This window comes from Gordonia effusa NBRC 100432 (assembly GCF_000241305.1).
In the GTDB taxonomy this organism is placed as follows: Bacteria; Actinomycetota; Actinomycetes; order Mycobacteriales; family Mycobacteriaceae; genus Gordonia; species Gordonia effusa.
In genome coordinates this window covers 23,496-46,972 of record NZ_BAEH01000092.1, presented here as the reverse complement: position 1 = coordinate 46,972, position 23,477 = coordinate 23,496, and the positions used below count along the sequence as shown (strand labels likewise).

Sequence of the window (23,477 nt, the reverse complement as noted above, 5' to 3'; positions counted from 1 at the left end):
GCTGGAACTGTCCCCGTGGCCGGTGCGGCCGGCGATATAGCGCCTGCGTCGCTCACGGGGACATTTACAGTGATTCAGCTAGCACCGCCCAGCTCAATCCCCAACGCGCGGGACACATTTGGCGACAGGAGTGCTCCCGCGTGGGTGCTCAGTCCCTTGGCCAGCGCGGGATCGGATTGCAATGCCGACTCCCAACCCTCGGCGAGTTTGAGAGCGTACGGCAGGGTCGCGTTGGTCAAGGCCATCGTCGACGTCCGGGCAACCGAACCAGGCATATTAGCGACACAGTAGAAGATCGAGTCGTGCACGGTGTATGTCGGGTCGTCGTGCGTCGTCGGGCGTGAATCTTCGAAACAACCGCCTTGGTCGATCGCGATGTCGACGAGCACCGACCCCGGTTTCATCTGGGCCACAAGAGAATTGGGCACCAGCATCGGTGCTTTGGCGCCCGGTATCAGGACGGCGCCGATCACCAGGTCGGCGGCTTTCACTGCCTCGTGCAGATCAAGGGTCGTGCTGTACCGAGTGGCGACGCGCCCACCGAATCGTGCGTCGATGGCGCGCAACTTGTCGGTATCGAGGTCGAAGACTGTGACTTGTGCGCCCATGCCCTGCGCGATAGTCGCAGCGTTGACGCCGCTGACTCCGCCGCCGATTACGACGACCTCGGCCGGTGCGGTACCAGGTACACCGCCCATCAGAACTCCGCGCCCGCCAGCGCTCTTCATCAGTGCCACCGCGCCGACCTGCGGAGCGAGTCGCCCTGCGACTTCACTCATGGGAGCGAGTAGTGGCAGCGACCCATCGGCCTTCTGGACGGTCTCGTAGGCGATCGACGTCGTGCCGGCGGCGAGTAACGCTTCGGTACACGCACGGCTGGCCGCGAGGTGCAGATAGGTGAATAGAACCTGTCCCGCTTTGCGGTCGTCGGTGCCGCGCGCACCGAGATTCAGAAGTTCGAATTCCTGCTCGATCGGCTCTTTGACCTTTAGGATCAGGTCAGCCTGTTCCCATACCTGCGCCGCGCCGCCGAGGATCTGCGCGCCGGCCGCCTTATAGTCGGTGTCGTCGATAGCCGAGCCGATACCTGCGCCGTGTTCGACGATTACCTCGTGTCCGCGGTGAACCAGTTCGGTTGCGCCAGCTGGTGTGAGGGCGACGCGGTACTCATTGTTCTTCACTTCTTTGGGTACGCCGATGATCATCTGACTCTCCGCATCTTGTTCTGGCCTGGTACTAAAAGCCTGAAGTAACATCGAGATGTGCGCAATTGATGCGCAGACTATTCTTATCGAGGGTGTTGGTGCGACAGGTTATTCGGATAGGAGCAGGGCGATGACTACCGCGTCGAAGGATGTTCGGCCGATGCTGGATGACACTGATCGCCGCATCTTGGAGTTCTTGCAATCGGATGCGCGTATCCCAAACAACGCGCTGGCGTCGGCGGTTGGGATCGCGCCATCCACGTGTCATGGTCGTGTCCGCCGGCTCGTGGACATCGGGGTGATTCGCGGCTTTATGACCGATATCGATCCGGCCGCGGTCGGCTATCCACTTCGGGCGTTGATCGCCGTTCGACTCCAATCGGAGGCGCGCGGCAAGATTCGGTCGTTCGTCGGTGAGATCCGCACGGTGGCGGGGGTTTCCGACGTCTTCTTTCTTGCCGGTGATGACGATTTCCTGATGCACGTGGCCTCACAAGATACTGACGGCCTTCGCAAACTCGTCGAGGCCATCAATGGCCGACCGGAGGTTGCGGGTACTACGACGTCACTGGTGTTCGAGCACCAATGGGGTGCGTCGCCGATTTTCTGATGCTCGGTTTTACGGCAACGTCGCGGTCAGGGTCAGCAATCGAGTTATCTGCTTCGCCGAGAAGTTGTCGTCGGAAATGAGGCGTAGCGTGAACCGCCCGTCGCCGTTCGGTGTTACGACCAGGCCCTCATAGTTGTCCATCAGTGGATTACGCTGGGGCTCTTTGGATTTTGCGCCCAACGTCGGGCAGTGCGTAAGGTCGGCCAGTAGGCGGTTTCCGATGACGCGCGAAGCGGCAGTTCCGGCTAGCGGTCCGATCGTCGATGTTTTCAGCCGTACTGTATTGCCGCTGCTCGGCGAAAACGCCGACTCGAGTACGACGATTCGATCCTCACCGTATGCCGCGATATCGGCGATCCGCATGCCCGCCCCTGCGTGGTAGACGAGTTCACGAACCAACTCATATCGACCCGAAGCTGATCGCCGGTAGTCGAGGAATCGATGTGTGCGCGAATCATTTTCGCCGAGCAGCGCGTCCTCCATCGCGGCGATGAGTCGATTGCCCGACGGCGTCACCGTGAGTCCTTCCAAGGTGGCGTTGGGCTTGGCTCTACCCAGTGGCGCGACGCGGAATGTCGGCGGCACTGGCAATTCGAAGCGTTGCCGGCCGTCACGTCCGAAGACTTGGATCGACGGCGTGTTCTCCGAACTGATGATCAGGGAGCCGTCGCGCCCGAGGGCCAGGCCTTCGTTGTCGGGCGCCGTGCCGAGCGCTCGACCGGATAAGTCTTTGAGGATGAGTGGGCTGCCGAGAATCCGCGGATTGTCGGGATCGGCGATAGTGAACACCACCGCGCCGTTGCGTCCGTGGTCAGGAAGGGTTAAGTAGTGGCCCGAGTGTCGGTCATAGGCGAGCGCGGATAGCCCGCCGACGCCGCTAACCTTGTCGAGTGAATCTGAATAGCCAACGGCTTCAACAGAATTAGAGCAACGATCGCTGATCGGGGCGGCTTCGGCAAGCGGCGGCGCGGTTAGCGACACCGCGGCGAGCGCGGCGCAGACGGCAAGGCGTGCGATTGACGTTCGCGGTAGGCGCATACCTATTCGATAGCTGCTCGGGTACCGGCTTGTCCACTCGTGACAGCCGACCATCAAGTGAACGTTAGCCGCTGGCCATACCCAAAGTTGCCCCGCCGTCGATCACGATGAGTTGCCCGGTGATCCACGCGGCGTCGTCGGACAGCAGGAAGGCAACCGCACTGCCGACATCGTCGGGTACCCCGAGTCGCTTGAGTGGGTAGGCGGCGGCGACTCGCTCCTCGTTTCCCTCGTACAGCGCCCGCGCGAATTTGGTCTTCACCACTGCTGGGGCCACCGCGTTGACACGGATTGCCGGGCCCAGTTCCAGTGCGAGTTCTTCGGTGAGATGTATCAGCATTGCCTTGCTCGCGCCGTACATGGCGATGCCGGGCGCGGGCCGGATGCCAGCCAGCGACGACACATTCACAACCGCGCCGCCACCCGCACCCAATCCGTTGCGATATGCCTCCTGCGTCCACGACAGTGCGGCAAAGGCGTTGACTTCCACAATCTTTCGCGCGGCGTCGAGGTCTAGGTCGATCAGTGGCCCGAAGACCGGGTTGATTCCGGTGTTGTTGACCAGAAGGTCAACGGACCCGAATGTGTCGACCGCCCGACCGACGGTTTCGCGCTGATGTGCCGCATCATCGGCATGTCCGGCGACGCCGAGGGCGACGTCGGGGCCACCGAGTTCGTCGACGGCGATGTCGAGCGCTTCGGGTTTGCGGCCGGTGATGACGACACGTGCACCGTCATCGACGAGGCGATGCGCGATGGCAAGACCGATGCCGCGGCTGGCGCCGGTCACGATCGCGGTGCGACCGGCGAATCGGAGATGAGAACCGTGTTGTTGTGCTGACATATGTCGTTCATATCGCGAATGGCCGGGAGGGGAAGGCGAATCGGCACAGGAATGTAGGGCTGCGGATCAATCACTCGACAGCCATCGGCGTAATGTTTCGACGCCCAGGAGCGGGACAAACCCGGCCGTCGTCGCGGCAATTCGTGCAGCGTCGAAACTCGCGGTCTGCGCCTCTGGAGTGTCAGGTATTCGTGCCACGTACTCGGTTGGTGTGTCGCCAACGATCACCGAGACCATGTTCTGAAACCCGGTGGAGTCGGGATCATCCCAATATCCGCCGTGACCGCCGTTCTGTCCGGTGATGAGTTGGCCGTGATGAGTCCCGCCAGGACTGTAGTAGCCGGTGTCTAGGCGGGCTACGCCCGGCGCTGTGTCAGGATCGGTGCCCAATCGCCCGGTCTGCTGCGCGGTGTGAATCCAATCGCCCGGCGCCGTAAGCGAATAGCGTTCAACATTCGGGTTCGCGTTATGCCAGCCCGTGTTCAACGCACCCGTACCCGCCGACGACGCGTAGATCACGCGATCGGCCCGCAAACCCAGTTGTTCGGCGGTTCCAACGACCGCCCCGCCGTAGGAGTGGCCGATGAATGTGGTCTTGGCAGTTGGTGCGATGCGGTTAAGTTCAGTGTCGAGTTCGCGACCGAATGACACCAGGCCAGGCGCTATGTCCTTTGCCGGCCCGGTGTCGGCCGCGGAGTCGGTCAATCCGAGCACAGCCCGGACGGCGCCGATGGGGGCTGCGGCGGGTACGGCCGCCAGCGGTGCTCCGGCGAGCACACCTTCGTGTCCCATTTTCTGCGGCAGTCGCTCGTCGAGATACATGAACACCGGCCCACCGGTTCGCGCGGAGAGATTAAGGGCGCTCTCGTAGTTGGAGCGACTTCCGTTGAGATTGGAGTTGGTCCCAGGCACATAGACGACGGCGTTGCGCGTCGAATTATCGAGGTCGCCGACCATTTCGATGGTGTGCCCCACCTTTGTGTTGGCGAATGCGACGAATTGTCGCCGAACTGGCGTGGTGTCACCGAATGTCGGACCGATTCGCTGCACCGGGGTCAGCATCTCGGTGAGCTTCCGGGCGCGGGCACCGTCACCGCGACCGGCAGTGATCTCCTGGGCGAGTGCGTTCCGGATGTTCACGTCATTGGCGCTGATCCGAGTGCTGAACGGAATGCCGTCGAGGTTGCCCATCGTGTGCGGATCGGCGATTATCAACTGCCGGATATCGTCAGCCGTGAGGGTCGCCAGGAAGGCTCGACGTTGAGCAGGTGTCATCGCCGCGAGTGAGGCGACGACGGCGTCGGGGTCGGCGCGGGTGCCGTCGGGCAAGGTGATCGGTCGCTGCCCGTCGACCATATCGGCCAGGTCCTTCGCGTATGCGGTGAACGCTCGCCCATAAGTGTCATCGAGCGTCGCTATCGCGCTCAATGCGGTTGATATCCGGTTCTGCCAGATAGCCGCGGAAGCTTCGCGGTCGGCACACGTCTCGTCGTCTGCGTCGTCACCGTTGGGCACGCCAACCTCACCGGTGTCGGATACATCGAAACCATCGGCGAGGATGCGCGAGACCTCGGACAACACGAGGTCGCGAGCGGGCACTAGTTCGCGATTGGCGTTGGCCGCGGTGGATGCGAGCGCGTGCAGCACCGCGCAGACCTCGGCGGCATGATCGGCATTGGCTGCGATGGTTCGCTTCGCGGCCTGTTGGCCGCGGCCCGACCAGGTGCTCGTCGACAGCAGCGCGCGGTCGATCATGCCGGCCGCATTGGTGATCGCCTGAGCGTTCGCGGTCGCGATCGCCGCTGCGGCAATGAGTTCATCGAGACGCCAGCCACGTAGCGCGGAGATTGTGGGGCGCATTGTCACCGCCTAGAAAATCGCACTGAATACACCCGCACCGTGCCGGTCGACGTGCTTCAACTGGGCGGCAGCGGCGACGGCGGAGCGGCCGCACTCGTCGAACCGTATTCCGACGCCCGCAGTTGTGGTGGTCGCCGGTGCGATACATGCTGCTAGTGAAGTGAACGTGTCTCCCGACGTCGAGGTCGGGCGCAGGCCGGTGAAGTCGAGTTCGCCGACAATCGATCCGGCTATCGTCGCGATCTTCCCGAACGATTCGACGCGTTCGGTTTCCAGCGCAACCGCGCTCCCGTGATCGGCAAAGGTCATTGGGTCCCTCCCTCGACGCGCGGGCGTGCGTCGCCTCGTCCTATACAGACGCGCACGGAGCCAACTCGGTTCCATCGGATTTGCGGACGTAGACTCCTAACTGTGAGCGCCGACGACGTCATCGAATCGATCCTGCGCGACTACGACACGATCACCGTGGTCGGAGCGAGTGCCAATCCCGCCAAGGCGGCCAACGAGATTCCCGCCTATATGAAGGACCGCGGTTGGCGGATCATCCCGGTCAACCCACATGCTGACGAGATCGTCGGTGAACCCGTGTATCGGACGCTGGCCGATATTCCCGAACAAGTGGGTCTGGTGGATGTGTTCCGGCCGTCCGACGACGCGGTCGAGATCGCACGTCAAGCGGTGGCCGTCGGCGCGAGTGCCCTGTGGCTGCAGTTGGGCATTCGCTCGGCGCAAGCTCGGGAGATAGCGCAATCGGCTGGACTGCGCTACGTCGAAGATCGCTGCCTCATCATCGAACAGCGGCGTACCGGCATCGTCCCATCGGGAGGTGCACGATGAGCGCCTTGGTCATTGTCGTCATCGCGTTGGTCCTCGCCGTGCTGGTTCTGGCCGGCGTTGTGTGGTTTGTGATGGATTCCAACAACCGAGTCCGGCGGTTCGCCAGGTCGACCGATCTGATTCCCGGACAGCCGGGTCGCGCGCCAGCCGAATGGGCCACCTCCACAGCGGCGGAAGCCCAACTGCACCAACGCATCCGATACGCTATCGCCGACGTTCACCAGGCGCCGGGAGCCCATTCGACGCCGGAGGTAATCGCGGCACGCGATGATCTCGACAAGGCCGTATTCGAACTCGACGATCAGCTCATCGCTGTCGGCGAGATGGCCGATGAGGGGGCAATCGGCGTCATCGACTCCCGCGTCGTCGAGAAGGACGATGACGACGAGGACCACGAGCCCGACCGTGTCGAGCAAGCGGCGAAGGCGGCAGAGGGGATCGACAGCCCCAAGGCACGGAAACTGCGTGCCATCGAGCAGACCATCTTGGTGTTGGAGGCGCTGCCCAAGAAGATCTGGGACGCGCGGCCTGACGCCGCGGTCGCGGACCTCAATTCAGTGGCAAAGGTCTTGCGGGGTAAGTAGTTTCGTCTCGGCCTTGTGTTTGAGCGCGCTCGAACACATAGCGTTCGCGGTATGACTACACAACAGCAGACCTGGATCATCACCGGCGCGACTCGCGGTTTCGGCTATGCACTCACCCTCGAGGCCTTGCGACGCGGCGACAACGTGGTGGCCGCGGTCCGGCGTCCGACAGCACTTGACGAAATCGTGGCGGAGTGGCCAGGGCGCGTGGCCGTTTGTGAATTCGACGCCGCGTCCACCGACGGTGTCGACACCGTCGTTGATATCGCTCGCGAACGGTTCGGAAATGTCGACGTGCTGGTCAACAACGCTGGCCAGGGAATCGTCGGCGCGGCAGAGGAAGTCAGCGAAGCCGAACTGCGCGCCGGTATGGATCTCCATCTGCATGTTCCGGCAGCGCTCGTGCGCGCGGTGTTGCCGACGATGCGAGCGCAGGGATCGGGCACTATTGTCCAGATGAGCAGCCAGGGTGGCCGACTATCCTTTCCAGGTATCGGGGCCTACTCGGCAGGAAAATTCGCTCTCGAAGGGTGGTCAGAAGCTCTTGCGGGTGAAGTCGCGCCGTTTGGAATCCGCGTGATGCTGGTGGAGCCCAGCCGATTTCGCACGGCATTCAACGAGCCCGATGTATTACGAGTCGTCGAGCGGAGCTCGGTCTACGGCGATCTCCTCGATGACGTTCGGGCAAATATGGCTGCGGGAGACGGTGTGCAGGAAGGTGATCCAGCGCGCGCCGCCCGGATAATCGCCGATGTGGTGCATGGTCCCGACGTTCCACTGCGACTACCGCTGGGAGCCGAAGCGGTACGCCGGATTGACGGGTCCCATCGAGCCGGTCTGGCAAATGTGGAACGCTGGGCCGAGACAGCCGTGGCGGCGGACTTTCCGGGGGTTCCGGCCTCTGTGCGGCCGTTCTGAACGGCCTAGGCTGAAGAGATGGTGGATTCGCATATGGCATCGGAACGGACTGTGTCGTCATCCACTGACTTGATGAATCGGGCATTGGCGGCGCTTGGTGAGCTTGGCGGCCCGGTGACATTTCCGGTCGCTTCGCTTGCCCCGGCTTCGGTCGAGGCGATTCATCGGCTCACCGAGACCGGCGACTCCGCGGAACCGATGACCATCGCGGAAGTATCGGAACTGTTGACGGTGTCGGCGCATACCTTGCGCTATTACGAACGTGCGAATCTGGTTGACGTCGAGCGTGATTCGCGCGGACATCGGATCTATTCACCGGAAGCGGTCCGGCGGTTGGTGTTCTTAACTCGAATGCGGTTGTCGGGCATGCCGATGCGCGATCTGCAGCATTACGTCGCGTTGGTCGACGCGGGGGCCGAAACAGTACCCGAGCGGCTGGATATGCTGATCGAACATAGGGACACCTTGCGCAGGCAGATTCGAGAGCTGACGCTCTCATTGGTCGCCACCGAGTACAAGATCGCGACCTACGGCGGCCATGCGGGCGAGTGATGTCTACCAGCAGGTTATTCGGCAAGCTCGATGAGCTTGGCCACCGTGTTGAGGTTGCGGCCGGTTCCCTGGACACCGAGGCCGCGCGCGATGACACTCGCGGTGAGTTTCGATTGTCCGGCGCCGTCGGCGTAGCGGATATGAAGATTGTCGCCGATGACACGCACCACTTCCGTCGGGAACTCGCGCGCCTCAAATTCCTTGACCGCCTTGGCTTCTGGCGTTCCAGCCAGTGCGTAGAGGTAGGAGAACTTGGCCTCGATCACCTTGAAAGGATGGGCGGTTAACGCTTGACTGAGTTGCGTTGGGGTGCGGCTGATGACTTCGCGGAAGTAGCCGAATTGGGTTTCGATCGCCTTCTCCAGCTTGCGGTCGAAGTCGTCGAAATCGCCCGGCGGGGTGTACAGCAGGTTCCCCGAGGCGATGTAGGTAGATACTTCGGAGGCGCCGAGTTCGCTTGCGATTTCCCGTAATTGGGCCATCGGTAGTTTGGCGCCGCCAACGTTGACTGCGCGAATGAGTGCGATGCGCTCGGACATGGAGTTGAATTCTATGTCGTCGGAACCTTGTTTACGAGCGGCCTGCCGTATTCGCCCGTGGCGGCCTGCGGATAACGGCCAGTCTGCCGGAGCAGACGATCATCACGATCAGTGCGCCACCGACCGCGACGAGCCCAGGTATCGACAGCATTGAGCGCGTAAACGGCGTGAATGATTCAACGCCCAGTTGTTGGACGAAGTCGGTATAGAACAACTGGGGGATACACACGATCGTGGCGACGACTATCAGCGCGACGATCGACGAGACTGTCGCGACGGTGTTCATCAGGCTGATCGTTGTTCGGGGAGTAGGGGCGATCGCGGCCATCGCGGCGACGATTGTCAGCGCCGCGGCGACCACTATCGTCCAGCCGAAAGGATTGACATCCAATATCGCGCTGGAGTGCGAAGCTTCCGGCCCACGCATACGTCCGAGGCCGGTCCAGGCGAAGGTGCCGTCGGCTGCGGACAAATCGATCCACGGCATCATCGTCAGCGCGCCGGCGATCATCGCCGCGACAATTCCCACGGCACACAGCAGTGGTCGGGACGATAGGCGCATCGGTCGCAAAGTCAACGTACGGGGTGACCCGACGTCGTTGGCATTCGTCGTCGGCGACAGAACAGTTCCACCGCTGTGTCGCATCAGAACCTCCCCGGTCGCGAACTATTTCTTTAGGCGAGGTTACGACCGAACGGTCGACGGCACACAAATGTGTCGACTGTTTGACGGACATCGAGCGCGGCCATGCGCCTTCGGAACATTAGTAGGCTCGGAGTGTGACTACCTGGCATGGCGACGAACTGGATCTCGATGCGTACTTCGCGCGGACTGGCTTTGACGGCAGTAGGGCGCCGACGCAGGCGACGCTTGCGGCATTACATCGCGCCCACACGACGTCGATCCCATTCGAGAACCTCGAGATAATGCTGGGCCGACCAATCGCGTTGGACCTAGAAACATTGCAGGACAAGATGATTCGGCGTGCTCGCGGCGGCTACTGCTATGAGCACGTGACGTTGTTCGCGGCGGTTCTTGAGCGGCTCGGATTCCGCTTCACCGCGCTGAGCGGTCGGGTCACGCTGGGCGCGGACACGGTGCGGCCGGCGACCCACGCTCTGATCGTCGCGGAATTCGACGATGGCCGCCAATGGTTATGCGACGTCGGCTTTGGGCGTGGTCCCCTGGAACCGGTCGAGTTGATCGAGGGGTATGAGGTTGATCAGGATGGTTGGCGCCTGAAACTGTCGTCGACGCCGCTGGGTGGGGACGCGGAAGTATTTCATCCTACGCAGTGGACCCTCTGGCAGCGTTCGACCGTCGATGGTGAGGTCGGGTGGCTTGACCGGCATGTCTTCACCCTCAACCCGCAGTATCCGATCGACTACGCGGTCGGCAACCACTTTGTATCGACGTCCCCACGCTCGCCCTTTGTCACCCGTCCATTCGTGCAGCGATTTACGTCTTCGGCGCAGTACACTCTCGATGGAACCAATTGGGCAACAACAGATCCCGATGGTTCGACGGTCGAGCGCACCGTTGATGTTGCCGATATTCCGGCGTTACTCACCGACACATTCGGCATCGAACTGGAAACGGCCGATGTGGCGGCGCTACTCGACTGGATGCGTTCGCGCCCGTAACGTCGCGCCCGCGAAAATCGTCCGAATAGATTGCGGCTGAGGGCAATATGCCCTCGGTAAGGTGTTATTCGGACGATTTTCCCGACGTCGTCGTCGTTCCGGCGCGGGGGCATTACGGCTTGCTGGCCCGCGCAAGCTCCGCAAGTGCGTCGATCCCGGATCGAGCGCTGGCTTGATAGAGATCGCTCATGTCCAGCGTGAATAGATAGCGGCCTGGATCGCCGCTGGCAGTCACTGTAATTGCCGTGCTGGATCGTCTGACCACCAATTTCACCGGCATATTCGCGCGGACCGATTTGAACAGGATCCCTTTCAATCGCAGATTCAGCCGAGATCCGCGCGTTGCCACCAGGTGCGACTCATCGTGTGCGGCTACTTCCCAGCCAGCATCGTGTAAGACTTCTGCGGCCTGATCCAACGTAAACGCTCCGGCAGGCCAAACATCTTCGTGCACTGTTGTATTGGGCATCGACTCCCCCTCAATATGCCGAGAAACTCAGATCTTCGATAGATCCGTCTTGATCAACATTACGTTGTAGTCTTCCCACCGGGAGGCCACGAAGTAGAGATTCTGGCCGGTAGAGCGGGGGTGAATATAAGGCGCGTATAGCCCCTGAGTTTGGCTGGCCGGCACGATGACTCGCGGATTGCTCCATGGCCCGGTCGGCTTGGGGGAGGTGCGGATAACGACGCTACCGCCGCGAGCCGCGAGCATGACGTATTTCTTCAGGTAGTTGTTATAGGCGATCGATAACTCGCTCACCGGTTCGTGTATCACTCGTCCGGCCGTGGCAGAATCCCGGGACCAGCGCCCGTTGGTTCCACCACTGTAGTACTCGTAGGCATTGATATTGGTGAGTTGCGACGCCGGGACGCGCGAGAGGAACATCGCGCCGTACCGGCCGTTGGGCGTCCCATATTGGTAGACCCACGGTCCGACTCGTAGGAACGCGCTCACTTGGAAGCGTCCTTGGCCGGTTCGGAAATGCGGATTACCGGGGATATTGAGTTCGTAATTGGAACGTGCCGTATTCCAGTCGATCGCCCAGTGCTGTCCGTTGTCTCGGGAGACGGCTAGTGCGGAGTAGTTGGTCACCCATCGTCCGGGCGGACCCCAGTTGTGAATCGACATGAAGCTCACATACTGGACGCCGTTAACCGAGATGCCGGCGGTCGGGATCATGCCGATCTCGATATTCTTCACACCAACCGCGTTCACCATCGGCTGGGCGAAGGTCGGATGCGCCGACGTCACCGATGCGCCGGAGAAGATGTTCCCGACCTGAGCGTTGTTGAAGGTGATGCCTTTCGACAGGTCGCTGTTGCCGTTGGAACGCAGCATCGTGTTGTGCCGCCAAACCATCTGACCCGCGCATTTGCCCCAGGTATCGCCGAAGGCCATCAGTACCTGGCCCGAGCCGTTATCCCACGGCACACCGACGTCGGTCGAGGTGATGGAGAAACGTTTGTCCGTCTTGGCGGTGCTGCGCGGTCCGGTCACCCAGGAGACCGTCTGTGATGGGCCGGACGTCAATTTCAATAGCGGTTGCTGTGGCTTCTTGCCGCCCGCTCGATAGCTACCGAAATCAAGACTGCCCAGCCCGATCTCGCTGGAGCCCGAGCTACCGGTATTTCCGATGTCGCTGCCGACGATCCCGGTGGCATTACACGGTGAGGCGGCTGCCTGCGGCGCCACGACGGTTGCCGTGGTCAAAACGAGCCCTATGGTGGCCAGGCCCGCGGCGGCGGTACGCGTGATGCGCATCGGCATTCCCCTCAATAACGGTGCGCTTCGGATCGCGCGAGTCGAGAAACTTCTGTGAACGATGAGACTCCAGAGGCTGGTGAGGCGTCAATGGTTCTGCTCGGATCGTCACACATGTGTGACCCTGCCACGAATGTCATTGTCGTACAATCCGCGGCGGTCCGATCGGCCGGAAATGGCGATATCGAGCTGATTGAACGTGCGCCTCAGTCACGAGTTGCGACGACGAAGGTGCGCCGGAACGGCAGCGGCGTGCCCCAGTCGCGGGGTGGGAAGGCAGTGCGAAGAGCCGCCCGATAGTCGGCGATGAACTCATCGCGTAGTTGAGGGGCGTCAGCCAGGGCGGCGAGATATGGCCGTAGCCGGGTGCCGCTAACCCACTCGTATACCGGGTCCTCGCCCCGCAGAATATGCAGATAGGTCGTCGACCACGCGTTGACCGCGAATCCGCGTGGTGCGAAGAAGTCGGCGTAGTCGGTCGGCGGCATCGGATCGAATGAGCGAATCTCGTCGAAGCGTCCGGCGAACCTGGGCTCCGCGGCTAGCTCATCGAGCAGCCGATGCGTTGGCCGGTCCGCGTTGTCGGGTACGCCGATGGCGATGGTGCCGTCTGGCGATAGCCGGGTGAGTAGACGCTCGATCGTGGCGAACTGGTCCGGCAGCCATTGGAACGTGGCGTTGGAGACCATGATGTCCACGGGGTCGGTCGGCAGCCACGATGATGCGTCGGCCAGCTCGTACCGGACTCCCTCGTCGGTGTTCTCCGCTCTCGCGCGCTCGACCATCGGTGCCGACGAATCGACACCGACAATCGCGGCACTCGGCCAGCGTAGGCGCAGGTACCGCGTCAAATGCCCGGGGCCGCAACCGATATCGGCGATCGACGTGACGGAACTACCGGATTCGGGAATTTGCCCGATCAGATCGAGGAAGGGGCGGGTGCGTTCGTCGCCGAATCGTAAGTACTGGGCGGGGTCCCACGATGCCATGAGTCCACGGTACGGGCGGGGCGTGCGGGCTCGCTACGTCGACCGAGTGACCCGGGTACCGTGACTGCCGTGAGCGACGACATTGTGGAGATCTCGACTGATGGCGCGTGTCTGGGCAACCCCGGGCCCGGCGGGTGGGGAGCGGTACTGCGGTATCGCGGCCATGAGAAGCAGATCTCCGGCGCCGAGGAGGACAGCACCAACAACAAGATGGAGCTAACCGCGGCAATCGAAGGTTTGGCAGCGCTGACCAAACCGTCGACTGTCGTTATCTACACCGACTCGACCTACGTTCGCAACGGCATCACCAAATGGGTCAGCGGGTGGCAGGCGAATGGGTGGAAGACCGCGGCCAAGCAGCCGGTCAAGAATGCCGATCTGTGGCGCCGGCTCGTTGAGGAAGAGAAGCGCCATCAAGTCACCTGGAAATGGGTGAAAGGCCATGCGGGAGATCACTATAACGAGATCGCCGATACGTTGGCGACGTCGGCGGCCCGCGCCCTCCGGGAGGAACAGGAGTGAGCGCGGTACGGGTGGCCTTGGCACCACATGGCGATGACCATCTCGCCGGCGCGATCAAAGAGGTTGGGGCACAAATCGTTCCACTCAGCGAGGCGCGGGTTCTGGTGTGGACCGGTGGCGCCGATGGTTTTCCAGAACTAGCCGATAGCATCGAGTGGGTAGCGCTCAAGACGGCGGGTATCGAAGAGTTCGTGACTGCCGGAGTGATCGACGATCGCCGGCTGTGGACCAATGCTTCGGGTTTCTACGCCGCCGGATGTGCGGAACACGCACTGGGACTGTTGCTAGCCGGGCTACGCCAGATTAACACCGCTGTCCGCTACGGCTGGGATAAGGATCGGATAGATCCCGCGGTGCGCACATTGCGCGGCGCGACCGTCGGCATTATTGGGGCAGGCGGGATTGGCCGCGAGTTGACTCCGCGACTGAAAGCTTGTGGTGCAACGGTTGTCGCGGTGAACAACTCCGGCAGGGAGGTGGCGGGAGCGGACGAAACGGTGCCCGCCAGTCGTTTGGAACAGGTGTGGGGTCGCGTCGACCACGTGGTGTTGGCCGCGCCGTCGACACCGTCGACCCATCACCTGATCAACGACGTCTCCTTGGCCGCGTTGCCATCCCATGCGTGGGTGGTCAACGTGGCACGAGGCCCACTGGTTAACGAGGCGGCCTTGTATCGGGCTTTGATCGCCGGTGAAATCGCCGGTGCCGCAATCGATGTCACCGACCCCGAGCCGCCGGCAGCAGATAATCCGCTGTTCGACCTACCCAATGTGATCATCACGCCGCATGTGGCCAATCCGGCGTCGCGCCTGACCGAGGAGATGGCGCCGTGGCTCGCCGAAAACCTGCGACGGTTCGCGGCGGGCGACGAATTGATCTCGCGAGTGAGCGCGGAGCGCGACTACTGACACGCCGCGTCTAGGCCGTGCGGGCAACCGCACGGCCGTAGACCAGGTCGACTCCGCCCCATACGCCGTCCAGGTGATTGTCGATGCCGAACTCGAGGCAGTCCTGGCGCAATGGGCAGTTTTCGCACAACTGCGCAGCGGTGTCATAACTTTCGCTCGGAAACGGGAACCACAGCTCGGGCTGCGCATGTCCGCTGCACCGTGCCTGGTCCCACTCGATTTCGGTGGACGGAACGAGCAGCTGCGTCAGCGCTCGCAGCAGTTGAGTGTCCCGTGGGCGCCGACCCATTATTCCTCCTTCGATAGTTGTCGACTCAGGTAACGAGTGCGTACACCTGACGTTGGTGGTGCTGCCACGGGTCGTATACCTGTGGGTCGATCTGCAGGGTCATGCCCGCTTCACGTGGTGTACGAGCTGCCTTGTACGCGTTGCATTTTGAGCAGCATGCGACCAAGTTCCGCCAGGTTGAGCCGCCGCCCCGACTCGAGGGTTGGACGTGGTCGACAGTTGCCGCCGGCTTGCCGCAGTATCCGCACGTGCGTGCGTCACGGGCGAGAATCGCGGCATTGGGTGCGTGGGTTTCCGGTGTCGCGTTGGTCCAGGGGCGGAAGGCGTTGCGTCGCACGGCAATCACCTGGTGAATAGCCAGCGTGGTACTCGGCGAGTGCACGACCTTCGCGATCGGCGCGCTAGGCAGATTAACCGCGTCACCGGCGACCAACAGCGTTGCCGCGCGTTGCCACGGCACGGTGGCAAGCACCTGCAATCCGGGGTTGGTGATGAAGATGATCATTGTGGTGAGCTCTCTGTTCTCGTGGGTGTTAGCGGCCGAGCGCACCCGTCGAGAGTTAGCTCATGTGGTGCGGCAAGGGGCGATATCGCCAAAAGTATTGCGGCGCAGCAGATAGACCGACGATGTGTCGGCCAGTCGTTCGCGCTGCGGTCGCGGCCACATTCCACGGTGCGGGTGGGCGGACACGTCGATCATCTCCTTCGCTGCTTATCGGGGCTCGGCATTAACCGAGACATAGTGACACGAGAGGATCGAACTTGTCGCGCGATTTTCTGCCGACGTCGATTACCTGCCAGGTAATCGACGTCGGCTGATTGTGCCGCGAGTATGGGTTTACGCGCTTCGAGATGCGAAAACGTAAGCACCCGAGAGGATTTCAGCCATGTCCCATTCGACCGTCGACAACTATCTGAACACGTGGAACGCCGAACCCGCCGAACGCGAACGCCATCTCGCACAGCATTGGTCGGCCGCGGCCACCTACACCGATCCACTCGGTGCCGCTGCCGGGCGTTCAGAGATAGCGGCGACCATCGACGCGGTCCGGCAACAGTTTGCCGGCCTTGAGTTCTCGCCGATTGGCGACGCGGATTCGCATCACAATCAGACGCGCTTTCGGTGGGGTCTCGGTCCGGCGGGCGGTGAGCCACTAGTGATCGGATTCGATGTCATCGTAACCGACGACGTCGGCCGGATCGCAACGGTTCTCGGCTTCCTGGACAAAGTTCCCGTTGGCTGACCCGGCTATCCCGGGCGGACGTTCTGCGATGCTTGCTCGACGATCTTCGTGATTCGTCGCGTCTTGGTTTCCGGCCGCTTCGCGAAAGCGATCTGAGAGAGCGCGAACTTTCGTGTCGATGGCGGGAAGGCATCCCAGTTCCTGCGGGCGGTGGGAACGGCGTCGAGGGCAGCGGCAAGTTCGGTCGACTCGATGAGGGCTTCGGCGTCATCGAGCAGGGTCCATGCTCCCGACGCCTGTGCCCCGTCGACCAGCGCTTGACCGGCAGGTTGCATCCGGCCGTCGGCCTGCAACTGCCCGACGCGGCGCTTATTGGTTGCCGCCCAAGCACTGCCGGGACGCCGCGGCGTGAACCGCAGCATGGTGTGCGTGTCGTCGAGCGGATTCGCCAAGCCGTCGACCCATCCCCAGCAGAGCGCTTCGCATACTAGATCCTCGTAGGACACCGGTTCAGAACGATTGCGTGCCAATACAACCCACGCTCCAGGTGAGGAATCGTGGTTGGCTGCCAGCCAATCGCGCCACTCGGCACTACTCTGCGGAGTGATTCTCGGCAGTTCCGGCCTGCTCATGTGACAAGCGTAGGCGTCCTACTCGGCCACCGCACCCACGAACTGACTGTTGTAGAGCCGGAAGTACGCGCCCCGCATCGCCAGCAGTTCCTCGTGGTTGCCCTGCTCGACGATGCGACCACCTTCCATCACCAGGATGGTGTCCGCATCCCGGATCGTCGAAAGGCGGTGTGCGATAACAAAACTGGTCCGCCCGCCGGATTCGCCGTTGGCTTGCTCACCTCTCCTCAGACGGGCCATCGCCTTCTGTATCAACAGTTCGGTGCGTGTGTCGACTGAACTGGTCGCCTCATCGAGGATCAGGATCGTCGGTTTAGCGAGGAAAGCCCGGGCAATCGTGATGAGTTGCTTCTCGCCGGCACTGACGCCGCCGCCCTCGTCGTCGATGACGGTGTCGTAGCCCTCGGGCAGCACACGCACGAAGTGGTCGACATGGCTGACCTTGGCGGCTTCGATCACTTCTTCGTAGGAAGCGCTCGGGTCACCGTAGGCGATGTTGTCGAAAATGCTGCCGCCGAACAACCACGAGTCTTGTAGGACCATGCCGGTTCGCTCGCGCAGATCGTCCCGCGTCATGCTCCGGGAGTCGGTGCCGTCAACCTTGATGGTCCCGGAGTCGACGTCGTAGAACCGCATGATCAGGTTGACCAGGGTGGTTTTGCCCGCTCCAGTTGGCCCGACAATGGCGACCATATGTCCGGGCTTGGCAACCAGCGACAAGTTTTCGATGAGCGGTTTGTCGGCTACGTAGCGGAATGACACGTCGTTGAACTCGATGAGACCGCGATCATCCTCGGGGACAACAGGTTTAGCCGGATCTGGACTCTCTTCGGCGGCGTCGAGGATGTCGAAGATCCGCTCGGCCGACGCCACGCCACTCTGCATCAGGTTGAACATCGAACCGATCTGAGTGAGTGGCTGGGTGAACTGACGAGAGTACTGAATGAATGCTTGCACCTCGCCGAGGCTGAGCGATCCTGATGCGACTCGCAGCCCGCCGACGACGGCGACCACCACGTAGTTGACGTTCCCGAGAAACATGATGGTCGGCATGATGATGCCGGAGATGAACTGGGCTCGCCAGCTCGACTCGTAGAGTTTCTCGTTCCGGTCATCGAAGGTGGCTTCCACATGCGCTTGCCGCCCAAAGGCTTTCACGAGTTCGTGCCCGGTAAACGCCTCCTCCACCTGGGCGTTGAGTTGTCCGGTCGATGCCCACTGAGCCATGAAATGCGGCTTGGAGCGTTTGGCGATCTGAGCGGTCGCCACGAAAGCCAATGGAACCGTGAGTATTGCGATCACCGATAGTAGCGGCGAGATCCAGAGCATCATCACCAGAATCGCGATGACGGTGAGAACGGAGTTGAGGAACTGGCTGATGGTCTGCTGCAACGTTTGGGACAGGTTGTCGAGGTCGTTGGTCACGCGCGAGAGCAGATCGCCCCGCGCCGTGGCGTCGTAGTAGCGCAGCGGCAGTCGGTGAACTTTATTCTCGACGGCCGTGCGCAGCTCTTTGATCGAATGTGCGACAACGATATTCAGCAGATACGCGGCCAGCCACGAGAGTAATGACGAACCGGCATAGAGAACTAGCACCCAGACCAGGACCTGACCAACCGCACCGAAGTCGACCCCGACGCCGGGCGTGAGATCCATCGACGAGACCATATCGGCGAAGGTATTCTGGCCGCCTTCGCGAAGACCCTGCACCGCTTGATCTTTGGTGATCCCGGCGGGCAGTCTGCCGCCGATGACCCCGTTGAAGATCAGGTCGGTGGCATGGCCGAGAACCTTCGGGGCGTATGCGGTTAGGACGACCGACGCGACAATCGACGCGAGAACGGTGCTCACTGCCGCGCGTCGCTTGCCGAGTAATGTGAGGAGCCGGCGTACCGACGGACCGAACGAGCGTGCCTTTTCGGTCGGCGGACCGCCCATCGGGCCGGTCATGAGGTCACCGCCAGTTGAGATTCCGCGATCTCCGCGTAGGTAGCGCAGTCAGCCAGTAACTGATCATGCGTCCCGATTCCGGTGATCTTGCCGTTGTCCAGAACAATGATCTGATCGGCATCGATGATCGTTGAGATTCGTTGCGCGACAACGATAACCGCGGCATCGCTGGTGACCGGCCGCAGCGCGGCACGCAGTTTGGCGTCGGTCGTCAGATCGAGGGCCGAAAATGAGTCGTCGAAGAGATAGACCGAAGGTTTGCGTATCACCGCCCGGGCGATCGCGAGGCGTTGGCGCTGGCCACCGGAGACCGTGGTACCGCCTTGCGAGACGGCGGTATCGAGTCCGTCGGGCATCGCCGCGACAAAGTCATCGGCCTGCGCCACGCGCAGCGCGGCCCAGATCTCGTCGTCGGTGGCGTCGGGTTTGCCGTGCTTCATATTGGCGGCGATGGTTCCCGAGAACAGGTACGGCTTCTGCGGTACCAACCCGATGACCGAACGAAGACTCTCCGGATCGAGTGCGGTGACGTCGGTGCCGCCGACGCTGACTGTGCCCGACGTCGTATCGATGAGCCGTGGAATCAGATTGAGCAGCGTTGTCTTGCCAGAGCCGGTCGACCCGACGATCGCGGTGGTCGTGCCGGGCGCGACGGTGAAGGAAATGCCTTGCAGCACAGGTTCGTCAGCGCCTGGATAGCGGAACTGCGCAGCGTCGAAGCTGACCGTTGACGGCTTGGTCGCGAAGCCGATCGGTGCGCTCGGTGGACTCACCGAGGTCTCGGTGGCCAGGACCTCGGAGATGCGTTCGGCACAGACGGCGGCGCGGGGAGCCATCATGGCGAGGAAGGATGCCATCATCACCGCCATCATGATCTGCATGACGTAGCTCATCATCGCGGTCAGCGCGCCTATTTCGACCGAGCCATCAGAGACTTGATGCCCGCCGATCCAGATGATTCCGACGATGGTGACGTTGGTGATCAGCATGACCGCGGGGAACATCAATGCCATCATCCGGCCGACTCGCAATGTCGCGTCGGTGAGTTCGACATTGGCGGCGTCGAAGCGGGCCTTCTCATGGCGTTCGCGGACGAACGCCCGCACCACGCGGATGCCGGTAATCTGTTCGCGCAGAATGCGATTGATGTTGTCGATTCGCGACTGCATCGACCGAAAGCCGGGAATCATCCGAGCGATAATGACGGCCATCGTCAGACCGAGCACTGGCACGGCGACAGCCATGATCCACGACATCCCCGGCGCCACATGGATACCCATCGCGACGCCGCCGATACACATGATCGGGGCCATCACGAGAATCGTCATCGACATCGAGGCCAGCATCTGGACCTGCTGAACATCGTTGGTGGTTCGAGTTATCAACGAGGGTGCGCCGAACCGGCCGACTTCGCGTGCCGAGAAGCTGTTGACGCGATGGAGAAGGTCGTGGCGAATGTCCCGGCCGGCACCGAGTGCGGCGCGTGACCCGAAGTACAGCGAGGTAACCGAACAGATGACCTGAGCGAGGGTGACAATCAGCATTATCCCGCCGATGCGGAGAATGTAGCCGGTGTCGCCGGTCGCTACGCCGTTGTCGATGATGTCGGCGTTGAGGGTTGGCAGATACAGCATTGCCGCGGTGGCAACTAGTTGCAACGCGATGACTGTCGAGATCTCGCGGCGGTAATTGTCCAGGTAGGAGCGGAGGAGTCGGCTCAGCATGGGGCACTCACTTGATCGACGGTAGCAACGAGTACCGACATGTGCCGCACCATTTTCGGCATGACGTCGGGAACGCGACGTTTGCCCGAGAATTGGCCTAGAACCTGTTCTAGTTTCATGGCACAGTGATGGACATGATTCTCGACAAATTCCGTATCGATGACACCGTTGCGATTGTGACCGGCGCAGGGCGTGGCCTCGGTGCCGCGATTGCCGTCGGATTCGCGCAGGCCGGTGCCGACGTCGTCATTGCCGCCCGCACACAGTCCGATCTCGACGACGTTGCCGCTCAAGTCTCGGCGGCCGGTCGACGCGCGCATATCGTCGCGACTGACCTCGCTGATCCCGATGCGGTCGCGGCACTCGCCGACGTCGCCGTCGAACAATTCGGGCGGCTCGACACCGTCGTCAACAATGTCGGCGGCGCGCTACCGAGACCGCTACTCGACACCAAACCGAAGCACCTCGCCGATGCCTTCAACTTCAACGTCGCTACCGCGCACGCGTTGGTGCGTACCGCTGTGCCGCAGATGATTTCGACGGCAGAAGGCGGATCCATCATCAACATCACCTCCGCCGTCGGGCGGCTGCCGGGCCGTGCGTATGCCGCCTACGGGACGGCGAAGGCGGCGCTGGCGCATTACACCCGACTTGCCGCGGCAGATCTCAATCCGCGGGTACGAGTGAATGCCATTGCCCCCGGGGCGATCCTGACGTCGGCGCTACAGGTAGTCGCCGACAACGACGAGATGCGGGGCGCCATCGAATCGGCGACTCCGCTGCGCCGACTGGGCGACCCCGATGACATCGCGGCAGCCGCGCTCTACCTGGCCTCGCCGGCAGGTGCCTACGTGACCGGGAAGGTCCTGGAGGTCGACGGCGGATTACTGACGCCGAATCTGGATCTGCCGATTCCGGACGTTTAGGACGTCGATGCCGACTGGAATCTGCGGCGTCGTCATCGGCGATGGGTGTCTACCTTCGCGGCGAGCCGACACGCAGGTACCAGTCAGTCGTGCCTATTGCGCGGTCAGCGCGACTGCGGCTTCGCCGGTGTAGGACAGGAAGGTGAACGACTCGGTGAAGTACAGGTTCACCACGTCGCCGTCGTGCGAGTCGTAGCCGATCGAGACGTCCTGGCCGATCGTCAGCTCAAAATCGCCGCCGCGGGTGCTCACCGCGAATGCGCCGGTGATGGCCGGTGCCCAGACAATGTCGCCGGTCACCACCCGTTGCAGGTGCTGCAGAATCGGATAGCCGTGGTTGGAGGTCTCGTTGACCAGCGAGTAGACATCGGCGGAGAGGGCGAGTGAGTAAGGTCCGTCGACCGACGCCAGGCGCAGCCGGGCCAACGCCTGACTCACCGCTTCCGGATAGTCGCGAACGTCGGAGGGCAGGGCGATACTCGATGCTCCGTCGGCGCTGGCGATTCCGGTGATGCCCGCGGCCTGGTATCCGTCGAAGATCGCGCGGTCTTCGGCGAGCGCGAGTTCGCGCGCGGCATCGACAACCGGGTCCCAATTGCTGTCCTGCGCACCACGATCGACGTCGTCGATGGCTTCGCGCGTCACCGAGAACGGCACCTTCAACTCGACGAGCGGCTGGGTATGGCGCAATGACGCGACGATGCCGGTGCCGGGTGAATCGATCTTGGAACGGTGTCCGATAGTCACCGAGGCGACGTCGAGGCCGAGTGGGCCCTTTACGTCGACGAGTCGCCGACCTGCGACATTCCGTTTGAACGACCTCGATGCCTCTTCTTCGATCGCCTCCCAGGCCGCGCTCGAGATCGGCGCGAGTTCGCGATGCAGGTTATTCATGTGCTGCCTCCTGTGGTGGATGTATCAGGTGATCAGTGCAAAGAGCCGATGCCGAGCGATCCATCACTCGGCTTGGTAGGTGAATCTGGTTGTGCCACAACCTCTTCTGGTGCCGCTGGCAGATCGTCGAGAAATTCGACGCTGGGCGCGAAGTACTGGCTGCCAGTGACCGCGGTGGTGAAGTCGAGTAGCCGATCGTGGTTGCCCGGCGGATCGCCGATGAACATGTTCGACAGCATCCGTTCGGTGACCGTCGGGGACGCCGAATAGGCGATGAACAGCGTGCCGCGCTCACCGGACGCGTCGCCGTAGGGCATATTGTCGCGGACGATTTGAAGTTGATTGCCGTCGTCGTCCTCGATCACATTGAGCGCGATATGTGAGTTCGTGGGCTTCACCTCATCGTCGAACTCGATATTCTCCAGTTTGGTGCGGCCGATCGCCGCTTCCTGGTCAGCGGTACTCAGGTCATTCCACGCGGCGGTGTCAGTTACATACCGCTGGATGGTGACATGGCTGCCGCCGGCGAAGTCAGCATCTTCGTCGCCCACCGTGATCGCGGTGACGGCGGCCGCGCCGACCGGGTTCTCGGTACCGTCGACAAACCCGATGAGGTCGCGCAGGTCGAAATAGCGAAAGCCATGCACTTCGTCGACGACGGTTACCGAATCCCCCAGTTGTTCAACAACTTTCGTTGCGACCTCGTAGCACAGGTCGAACTGGTCGGCCTTGATATGCAACAGAATGTCGCCGGGTGTGGATGGCGCAGTGTGCGTCTCGCCGACCAGCTCGATGAATGGGTGCAGCGCTGCCGGCCGCGGACCGGTGAACAGCCGATCCCAGGCATCTGAACCGATGCCGACGATCCCGGCCAATGCCGACTCGGGTGCCCGAGAGGACACCGATCGCACTAAGCCTGCGAAGCCACCCAGCACGTCACGGACTGTTTCGACGCCGTCGTCGTTGATGCACAAGACAAGGAAGACTGCGCTCTTGGTTTTTCGGGTGAGAATGGTCTGCCCGGTCGTTGATCCGGAGTTCACTGTGACCACTCTAGTACGTC

The 23,477-nt window shown here is 62.1% G+C and carries 28 protein-coding genes; 10 read left to right on the top strand and 18 right to left on the bottom strand.

Annotated features, from left to right (window positions below; genetic code table 11):
• Positions 1-74: 74 nt before the first annotated feature.
• On the bottom strand, positions 75-1,205 hold the full coding sequence (gene ald, locus GOEFS_RS15905; RefSeq protein ID WP_007318957.1) for an alanine dehydrogenase: 1,131 nt from the start codon (positions 1,203-1,205) through the stop codon (positions 75-77).
• A gap of 130 nt (positions 1,206-1,335) precedes the next feature.
• Between ald and GOEFS_RS15900 the strand changes: the two genes are divergently transcribed.
• Positions 1,336-1,815 (top strand): Lrp/AsnC family transcriptional regulator, encoded by a 480-nt coding sequence (locus GOEFS_RS15900; protein WP_040525274.1) that lies wholly within the window; start codon positions 1,336-1,338, stop codon positions 1,813-1,815.
• A gap of 9 nt (positions 1,816-1,824) precedes the next feature.
• Here the strand turns inward: GOEFS_RS15900 and GOEFS_RS15895 are convergent, their stop codons facing one another.
• From GOEFS_RS15895 to GOEFS_RS15880, 4 genes are all read right to left on the bottom strand, one after another.
• Complete coding sequence (locus tag GOEFS_RS15895) at positions 1,825-2,853, bottom strand: esterase-like activity of phytase family protein (protein WP_007318955.1); 1,029 nt, start codon at positions 2,851-2,853, stop codon at positions 1,825-1,827.
• A 64-nt stretch (positions 2,854-2,917) separates the two neighbouring features.
• Positions 2,918-3,697, bottom strand: a complete 780-nt coding sequence (locus GOEFS_RS15890) for an SDR family oxidoreductase (protein ID WP_007318954.1) — start codon at positions 3,695-3,697, stop codon at positions 2,918-2,920.
• A 66-nt stretch (positions 3,698-3,763) separates the two neighbouring features.
• Positions 3,764-5,557: an alpha/beta hydrolase gene (locus GOEFS_RS15885; protein ID WP_007318953.1), complete on the bottom strand. Its 1,794-nt coding sequence runs from the start codon at positions 5,555-5,557 to the stop codon at positions 3,764-3,766.
• A 9-nt stretch (positions 5,558-5,566) separates the two neighbouring features.
• Entirely contained in the window at positions 5,567-5,866 is a 300-nt protein-coding gene (locus GOEFS_RS15880) for a hypothetical protein (RefSeq protein ID WP_007318952.1), read from the bottom strand.
• Positions 5,867-5,968: 102 nt separating this feature from the next.
• Between GOEFS_RS15880 and GOEFS_RS15875 the strand changes: the two genes are divergently transcribed.
• From GOEFS_RS15875 to GOEFS_RS15860, 4 genes are read left to right on the top strand one after another with little or no spacing between them, the layout of a single operon-like run.
• The gene (locus tag GOEFS_RS15875; protein WP_007318951.1) at positions 5,969-6,394 is read left to right on the top strand and encodes a CoA-binding protein; all 426 of its coding nucleotides are present in this window, start codon (positions 5,969-5,971) and stop codon (positions 6,392-6,394) included.
• A complete protein-coding gene (locus GOEFS_RS15870; protein ID WP_007318950.1) occupies positions 6,391-6,978 on the top strand; it encodes a hypothetical protein in 588 nt (195 codons plus the stop codon). Before GOEFS_RS15875 ends, GOEFS_RS15870 begins: the two co-directional genes overlap by 4 nt.
• Positions 6,979-7,029: 51 nt before the next feature.
• Positions 7,030-7,896 carry an SDR family oxidoreductase gene (locus GOEFS_RS15865; RefSeq protein WP_007318949.1) on the top strand — a complete coding sequence of 289 codons (867 nt, stop codon included), beginning with the start codon at positions 7,030-7,032 and terminating at the stop codon, positions 7,894-7,896.
• Between the two features lie 18 nt (positions 7,897-7,914).
• A complete protein-coding gene (locus tag GOEFS_RS15860; RefSeq protein WP_007318948.1) occupies positions 7,915-8,448 on the top strand; it encodes a MerR family transcriptional regulator in 534 nt (177 codons plus the stop codon).
• 14 nt (positions 8,449-8,462) lie between these two features.
• Here GOEFS_RS15860 and GOEFS_RS15855 read toward each other — a convergent pair whose 3' ends face one another.
• A complete protein-coding gene (locus tag GOEFS_RS15855; RefSeq protein ID WP_007318947.1) occupies positions 8,463-8,987 on the bottom strand; it encodes a DUF1697 domain-containing protein in 525 nt (174 codons plus the stop codon).
• A gap of 31 nt (positions 8,988-9,018) precedes the next feature.
• The gene (locus GOEFS_RS22575) at positions 9,019-9,633 is read right to left on the bottom strand and encodes a hypothetical protein (RefSeq protein WP_007318946.1); all 615 of its coding nucleotides are present in this window, start codon (positions 9,631-9,633) and stop codon (positions 9,019-9,021) included.
• Positions 9,634-9,767: 134 nt separating this feature from the next.
• Here GOEFS_RS22575 and GOEFS_RS15845 point away from each other — a divergent pair, with 134 nt between their 5' ends.
• Positions 9,768-10,631 (top strand): arylamine N-acetyltransferase family protein, encoded by an 864-nt coding sequence (locus GOEFS_RS15845; RefSeq protein ID WP_007318945.1) that lies wholly within the window; start codon positions 9,768-9,770, stop codon positions 10,629-10,631.
• 112 nt (positions 10,632-10,743) lie between these two features.
• Here the strand turns inward: GOEFS_RS15845 and GOEFS_RS15840 are convergent, their stop codons facing one another.
• The 3 genes from GOEFS_RS15840 to GOEFS_RS15830 form a co-directional block, all read right to left on the bottom strand.
• On the bottom strand, positions 10,744-11,100 hold the full coding sequence (locus GOEFS_RS15840; RefSeq protein ID WP_007318944.1) for a hypothetical protein: 357 nt from the start codon (positions 11,098-11,100) through the stop codon (positions 10,744-10,746).
• Positions 11,101-11,127: 27 nt separating this feature from the next.
• On the bottom strand, positions 11,128-12,396 hold the full coding sequence (locus GOEFS_RS15835; protein ID WP_007318943.1) for a glycoside hydrolase family 183 protein: 1,269 nt from the start codon (positions 12,394-12,396) through the stop codon (positions 11,128-11,130).
• 206 nt (positions 12,397-12,602) lie between these two features.
• A complete protein-coding gene (locus GOEFS_RS15830) occupies positions 12,603-13,385 on the bottom strand; it encodes a methyltransferase domain-containing protein (protein WP_007318942.1) in 783 nt (260 codons plus the stop codon).
• A 60-nt stretch (positions 13,386-13,445) separates the two neighbouring features.
• On the opposite strand from GOEFS_RS15830, the gene rnhA reads away from it, so the two are divergent.
• Both rnhA and GOEFS_RS15820 read left to right on the top strand, forming a co-directional pair.
• Complete coding sequence (gene rnhA / locus GOEFS_RS15825) at positions 13,446-13,907, top strand: ribonuclease HI (RefSeq protein ID WP_007318941.1); 462 nt, start codon at positions 13,446-13,448, stop codon at positions 13,905-13,907.
• Positions 13,904-14,815, top strand: coding sequence for an NAD(P)-dependent oxidoreductase (locus GOEFS_RS15820; protein WP_007318940.1), 912 nt, complete (start codon positions 13,904-13,906; stop codon positions 14,813-14,815). Before rnhA ends, GOEFS_RS15820 begins: the two co-directional genes overlap by 4 nt.
• A gap of 10 nt (positions 14,816-14,825) precedes the next feature.
• Here GOEFS_RS15820 and GOEFS_RS15815 read toward each other — a convergent pair whose 3' ends face one another.
• From GOEFS_RS15815 to GOEFS_RS23900, 3 genes are read right to left on the bottom strand one after another with little or no spacing between them, the layout of a single operon-like run.
• Positions 14,826-15,104, bottom strand: a complete 279-nt coding sequence (locus GOEFS_RS15815) for a WhiB family transcriptional regulator (RefSeq protein WP_007318939.1) — start codon at positions 15,102-15,104, stop codon at positions 14,826-14,828.
• A gap of 25 nt (positions 15,105-15,129) precedes the next feature.
• Positions 15,130-15,609, bottom strand: a complete 480-nt coding sequence (locus GOEFS_RS15810; RefSeq protein ID WP_040525281.1) for an HNH endonuclease — start codon at positions 15,607-15,609, stop codon at positions 15,130-15,132.
• 60 nt (positions 15,610-15,669) lie between these two features.
• Positions 15,670-15,804: a hypothetical protein gene (locus GOEFS_RS23900; protein WP_280985278.1), complete on the bottom strand. Its 135-nt coding sequence runs from the start codon at positions 15,802-15,804 to the stop codon at positions 15,670-15,672.
• Between the two features lie 187 nt (positions 15,805-15,991).
• Between GOEFS_RS23900 and GOEFS_RS15805 the strand changes: the two genes are divergently transcribed.
• On the top strand, positions 15,992-16,348 hold the full coding sequence (locus tag GOEFS_RS15805; protein WP_007318937.1) for a nuclear transport factor 2 family protein: 357 nt from the start codon (positions 15,992-15,994) through the stop codon (positions 16,346-16,348).
• 5 nt (positions 16,349-16,353) lie between these two features.
• Here GOEFS_RS15805 and GOEFS_RS15800 read toward each other — a convergent pair whose 3' ends face one another.
• Genes GOEFS_RS15800 through GOEFS_RS15790 form a run of 3 tightly spaced genes read right to left on the bottom strand, consistent with a single transcriptional unit; the run spans position 16,354 to position 20,594 of the window.
• Positions 16,354-16,920, bottom strand: coding sequence for a YdeI/OmpD-associated family protein (locus tag GOEFS_RS15800; RefSeq protein ID WP_040525272.1), 567 nt, complete (start codon positions 16,918-16,920; stop codon positions 16,354-16,356).
• 18 nt (positions 16,921-16,938) lie between these two features.
• Entirely contained in the window at positions 16,939-18,870 is a 1,932-nt protein-coding gene (locus GOEFS_RS15795) for an ABC transporter ATP-binding protein (RefSeq protein ID WP_007318935.1), read from the bottom strand.
• Positions 18,867-20,594, bottom strand: a complete 1,728-nt coding sequence (locus GOEFS_RS15790) for an ABC transporter ATP-binding protein (protein WP_007318934.1) — start codon at positions 20,592-20,594, stop codon at positions 18,867-18,869. Before GOEFS_RS15790 ends, GOEFS_RS15795 begins: the two co-directional genes overlap by 4 nt.
• 134 nt (positions 20,595-20,728) lie before the next feature.
• Here GOEFS_RS15790 and GOEFS_RS15785 point away from each other — a divergent pair, with 134 nt between their 5' ends.
• On the top strand, positions 20,729-21,520 hold the full coding sequence (locus tag GOEFS_RS15785) for an SDR family oxidoreductase (RefSeq protein WP_040525280.1): 792 nt from the start codon (positions 20,729-20,731) through the stop codon (positions 21,518-21,520).
• A gap of 93 nt (positions 21,521-21,613) precedes the next feature.
• On the opposite strand, the gene GOEFS_RS15780 is transcribed toward GOEFS_RS15785, so the two are convergent.
• A complete protein-coding gene (locus GOEFS_RS15780) occupies positions 21,614-22,414 on the bottom strand; it encodes a family 1 encapsulin nanocompartment shell protein (protein ID WP_007318932.1) in 801 nt (266 codons plus the stop codon).
• A 32-nt stretch (positions 22,415-22,446) separates the two neighbouring features.
• Complete coding sequence (locus GOEFS_RS15775; protein WP_007318931.1) at positions 22,447-23,466, bottom strand: Dyp-type peroxidase; 1,020 nt, start codon at positions 23,464-23,466, stop codon at positions 22,447-22,449.
• Positions 23,467-23,477 lie beyond the last annotated feature (11 nt).

Coding starts and splice junctions, on each gene's coding strand:
- GOEFS_RS15785 (WP_040525280.1), top strand. CDS start 20,729: ATGATTCTCGACAAATTCCGTATCGATGACACCGTTGCGATTGTGACC.
- GOEFS_RS15870 (WP_007318950.1), top strand. CDS start 6,391: ATGAGCGCCTTGGTCATTGTCGTCATCGCGTTGGTCCTCGCCGTGCTG.
- GOEFS_RS15890 (WP_007318954.1), bottom strand. CDS start 3,697: ATGTCAGCACAACAACACGGTTCTCATCTCCGATTCGCCGGTCGCACC.
- GOEFS_RS15860 (WP_007318948.1), top strand. CDS start 7,915: ATGGTGGATTCGCATATGGCATCGGAACGGACTGTGTCGTCATCCACT.
- GOEFS_RS15880 (WP_007318952.1), bottom strand. CDS start 5,866: ATGACCTTTGCCGATCACGGGAGCGCGGTTGCGCTGGAAACCGAACGC.
- GOEFS_RS15805 (WP_007318937.1), top strand. CDS start 15,992: ATGTCCCATTCGACCGTCGACAACTATCTGAACACGTGGAACGCCGAA.
- GOEFS_RS15865 (WP_007318949.1), top strand. CDS start 7,030: ATGACTACACAACAGCAGACCTGGATCATCACCGGCGCGACTCGCGGT.
- GOEFS_RS15835 (WP_007318943.1), bottom strand. CDS start 12,396: ATGCGCATCACGCGTACCGCCGCCGCGGGCCTGGCCACCATAGGGCTC.
- GOEFS_RS15855 (WP_007318947.1), bottom strand. CDS start 8,987: ATGTCCGAGCGCATCGCACTCATTCGCGCAGTCAACGTTGGCGGCGCC.
- GOEFS_RS15810 (WP_040525281.1), bottom strand. CDS start 15,609: ATGATCATCTTCATCACCAACCCCGGATTGCAGGTGCTTGCCACCGTG.
- GOEFS_RS22575 (WP_007318946.1), bottom strand. CDS start 9,633: ATGCGACACAGCGGTGGAACTGTTCTGTCGCCGACGACGAATGCCAAC.
- GOEFS_RS15900 (WP_040525274.1), top strand. CDS start 1,336: ATGACTACCGCGTCGAAGGATGTTCGGCCGATGCTGGATGACACTGAT.
- GOEFS_RS15790 (WP_007318934.1), bottom strand. CDS start 20,594: ATGCTGAGCCGACTCCTCCGCTCCTACCTGGACAATTACCGCCGCGAG.
- GOEFS_RS23900 (WP_280985278.1), bottom strand. CDS start 15,804: ATGATCGACGTGTCCGCCCACCCGCACCGTGGAATGTGGCCGCGACCG.
- GOEFS_RS15895 (WP_007318955.1), bottom strand. CDS start 2,853: ATGCGCCTACCGCGAACGTCAATCGCACGCCTTGCCGTCTGCGCCGCG.
- GOEFS_RS15830 (WP_007318942.1), bottom strand. CDS start 13,385: ATGGCATCGTGGGACCCCGCCCAGTACTTACGATTCGGCGACGAACGC.
- GOEFS_RS15800 (WP_040525272.1), bottom strand. CDS start 16,920: ATGAGCAGGCCGGAACTGCCGAGAATCACTCCGCAGAGTAGTGCCGAG.
- GOEFS_RS15885 (WP_007318953.1), bottom strand. CDS start 5,557: ATGCGCCCCACAATCTCCGCGCTACGTGGCTGGCGTCTCGATGAACTC.
- GOEFS_RS15840 (WP_007318944.1), bottom strand. CDS start 11,100: ATGCCCAATACAACAGTGCACGAAGATGTTTGGCCTGCCGGAGCGTTT.
- GOEFS_RS15795 (WP_007318935.1), bottom strand. CDS start 18,870: ATGACCGGCCCGATGGGCGGTCCGCCGACCGAAAAGGCACGCTCGTTC.
- ald (WP_007318957.1), bottom strand. CDS start 1,205: ATGATCATCGGCGTACCCAAAGAAGTGAAGAACAATGAGTACCGCGTC.
- GOEFS_RS15780 (WP_007318932.1), bottom strand. CDS start 22,414: ATGAATAACCTGCATCGCGAACTCGCGCCGATCTCGAGCGCGGCCTGG.
- GOEFS_RS15815 (WP_007318939.1), bottom strand. CDS start 15,104: ATGGGTCGGCGCCCACGGGACACTCAACTGCTGCGAGCGCTGACGCAG.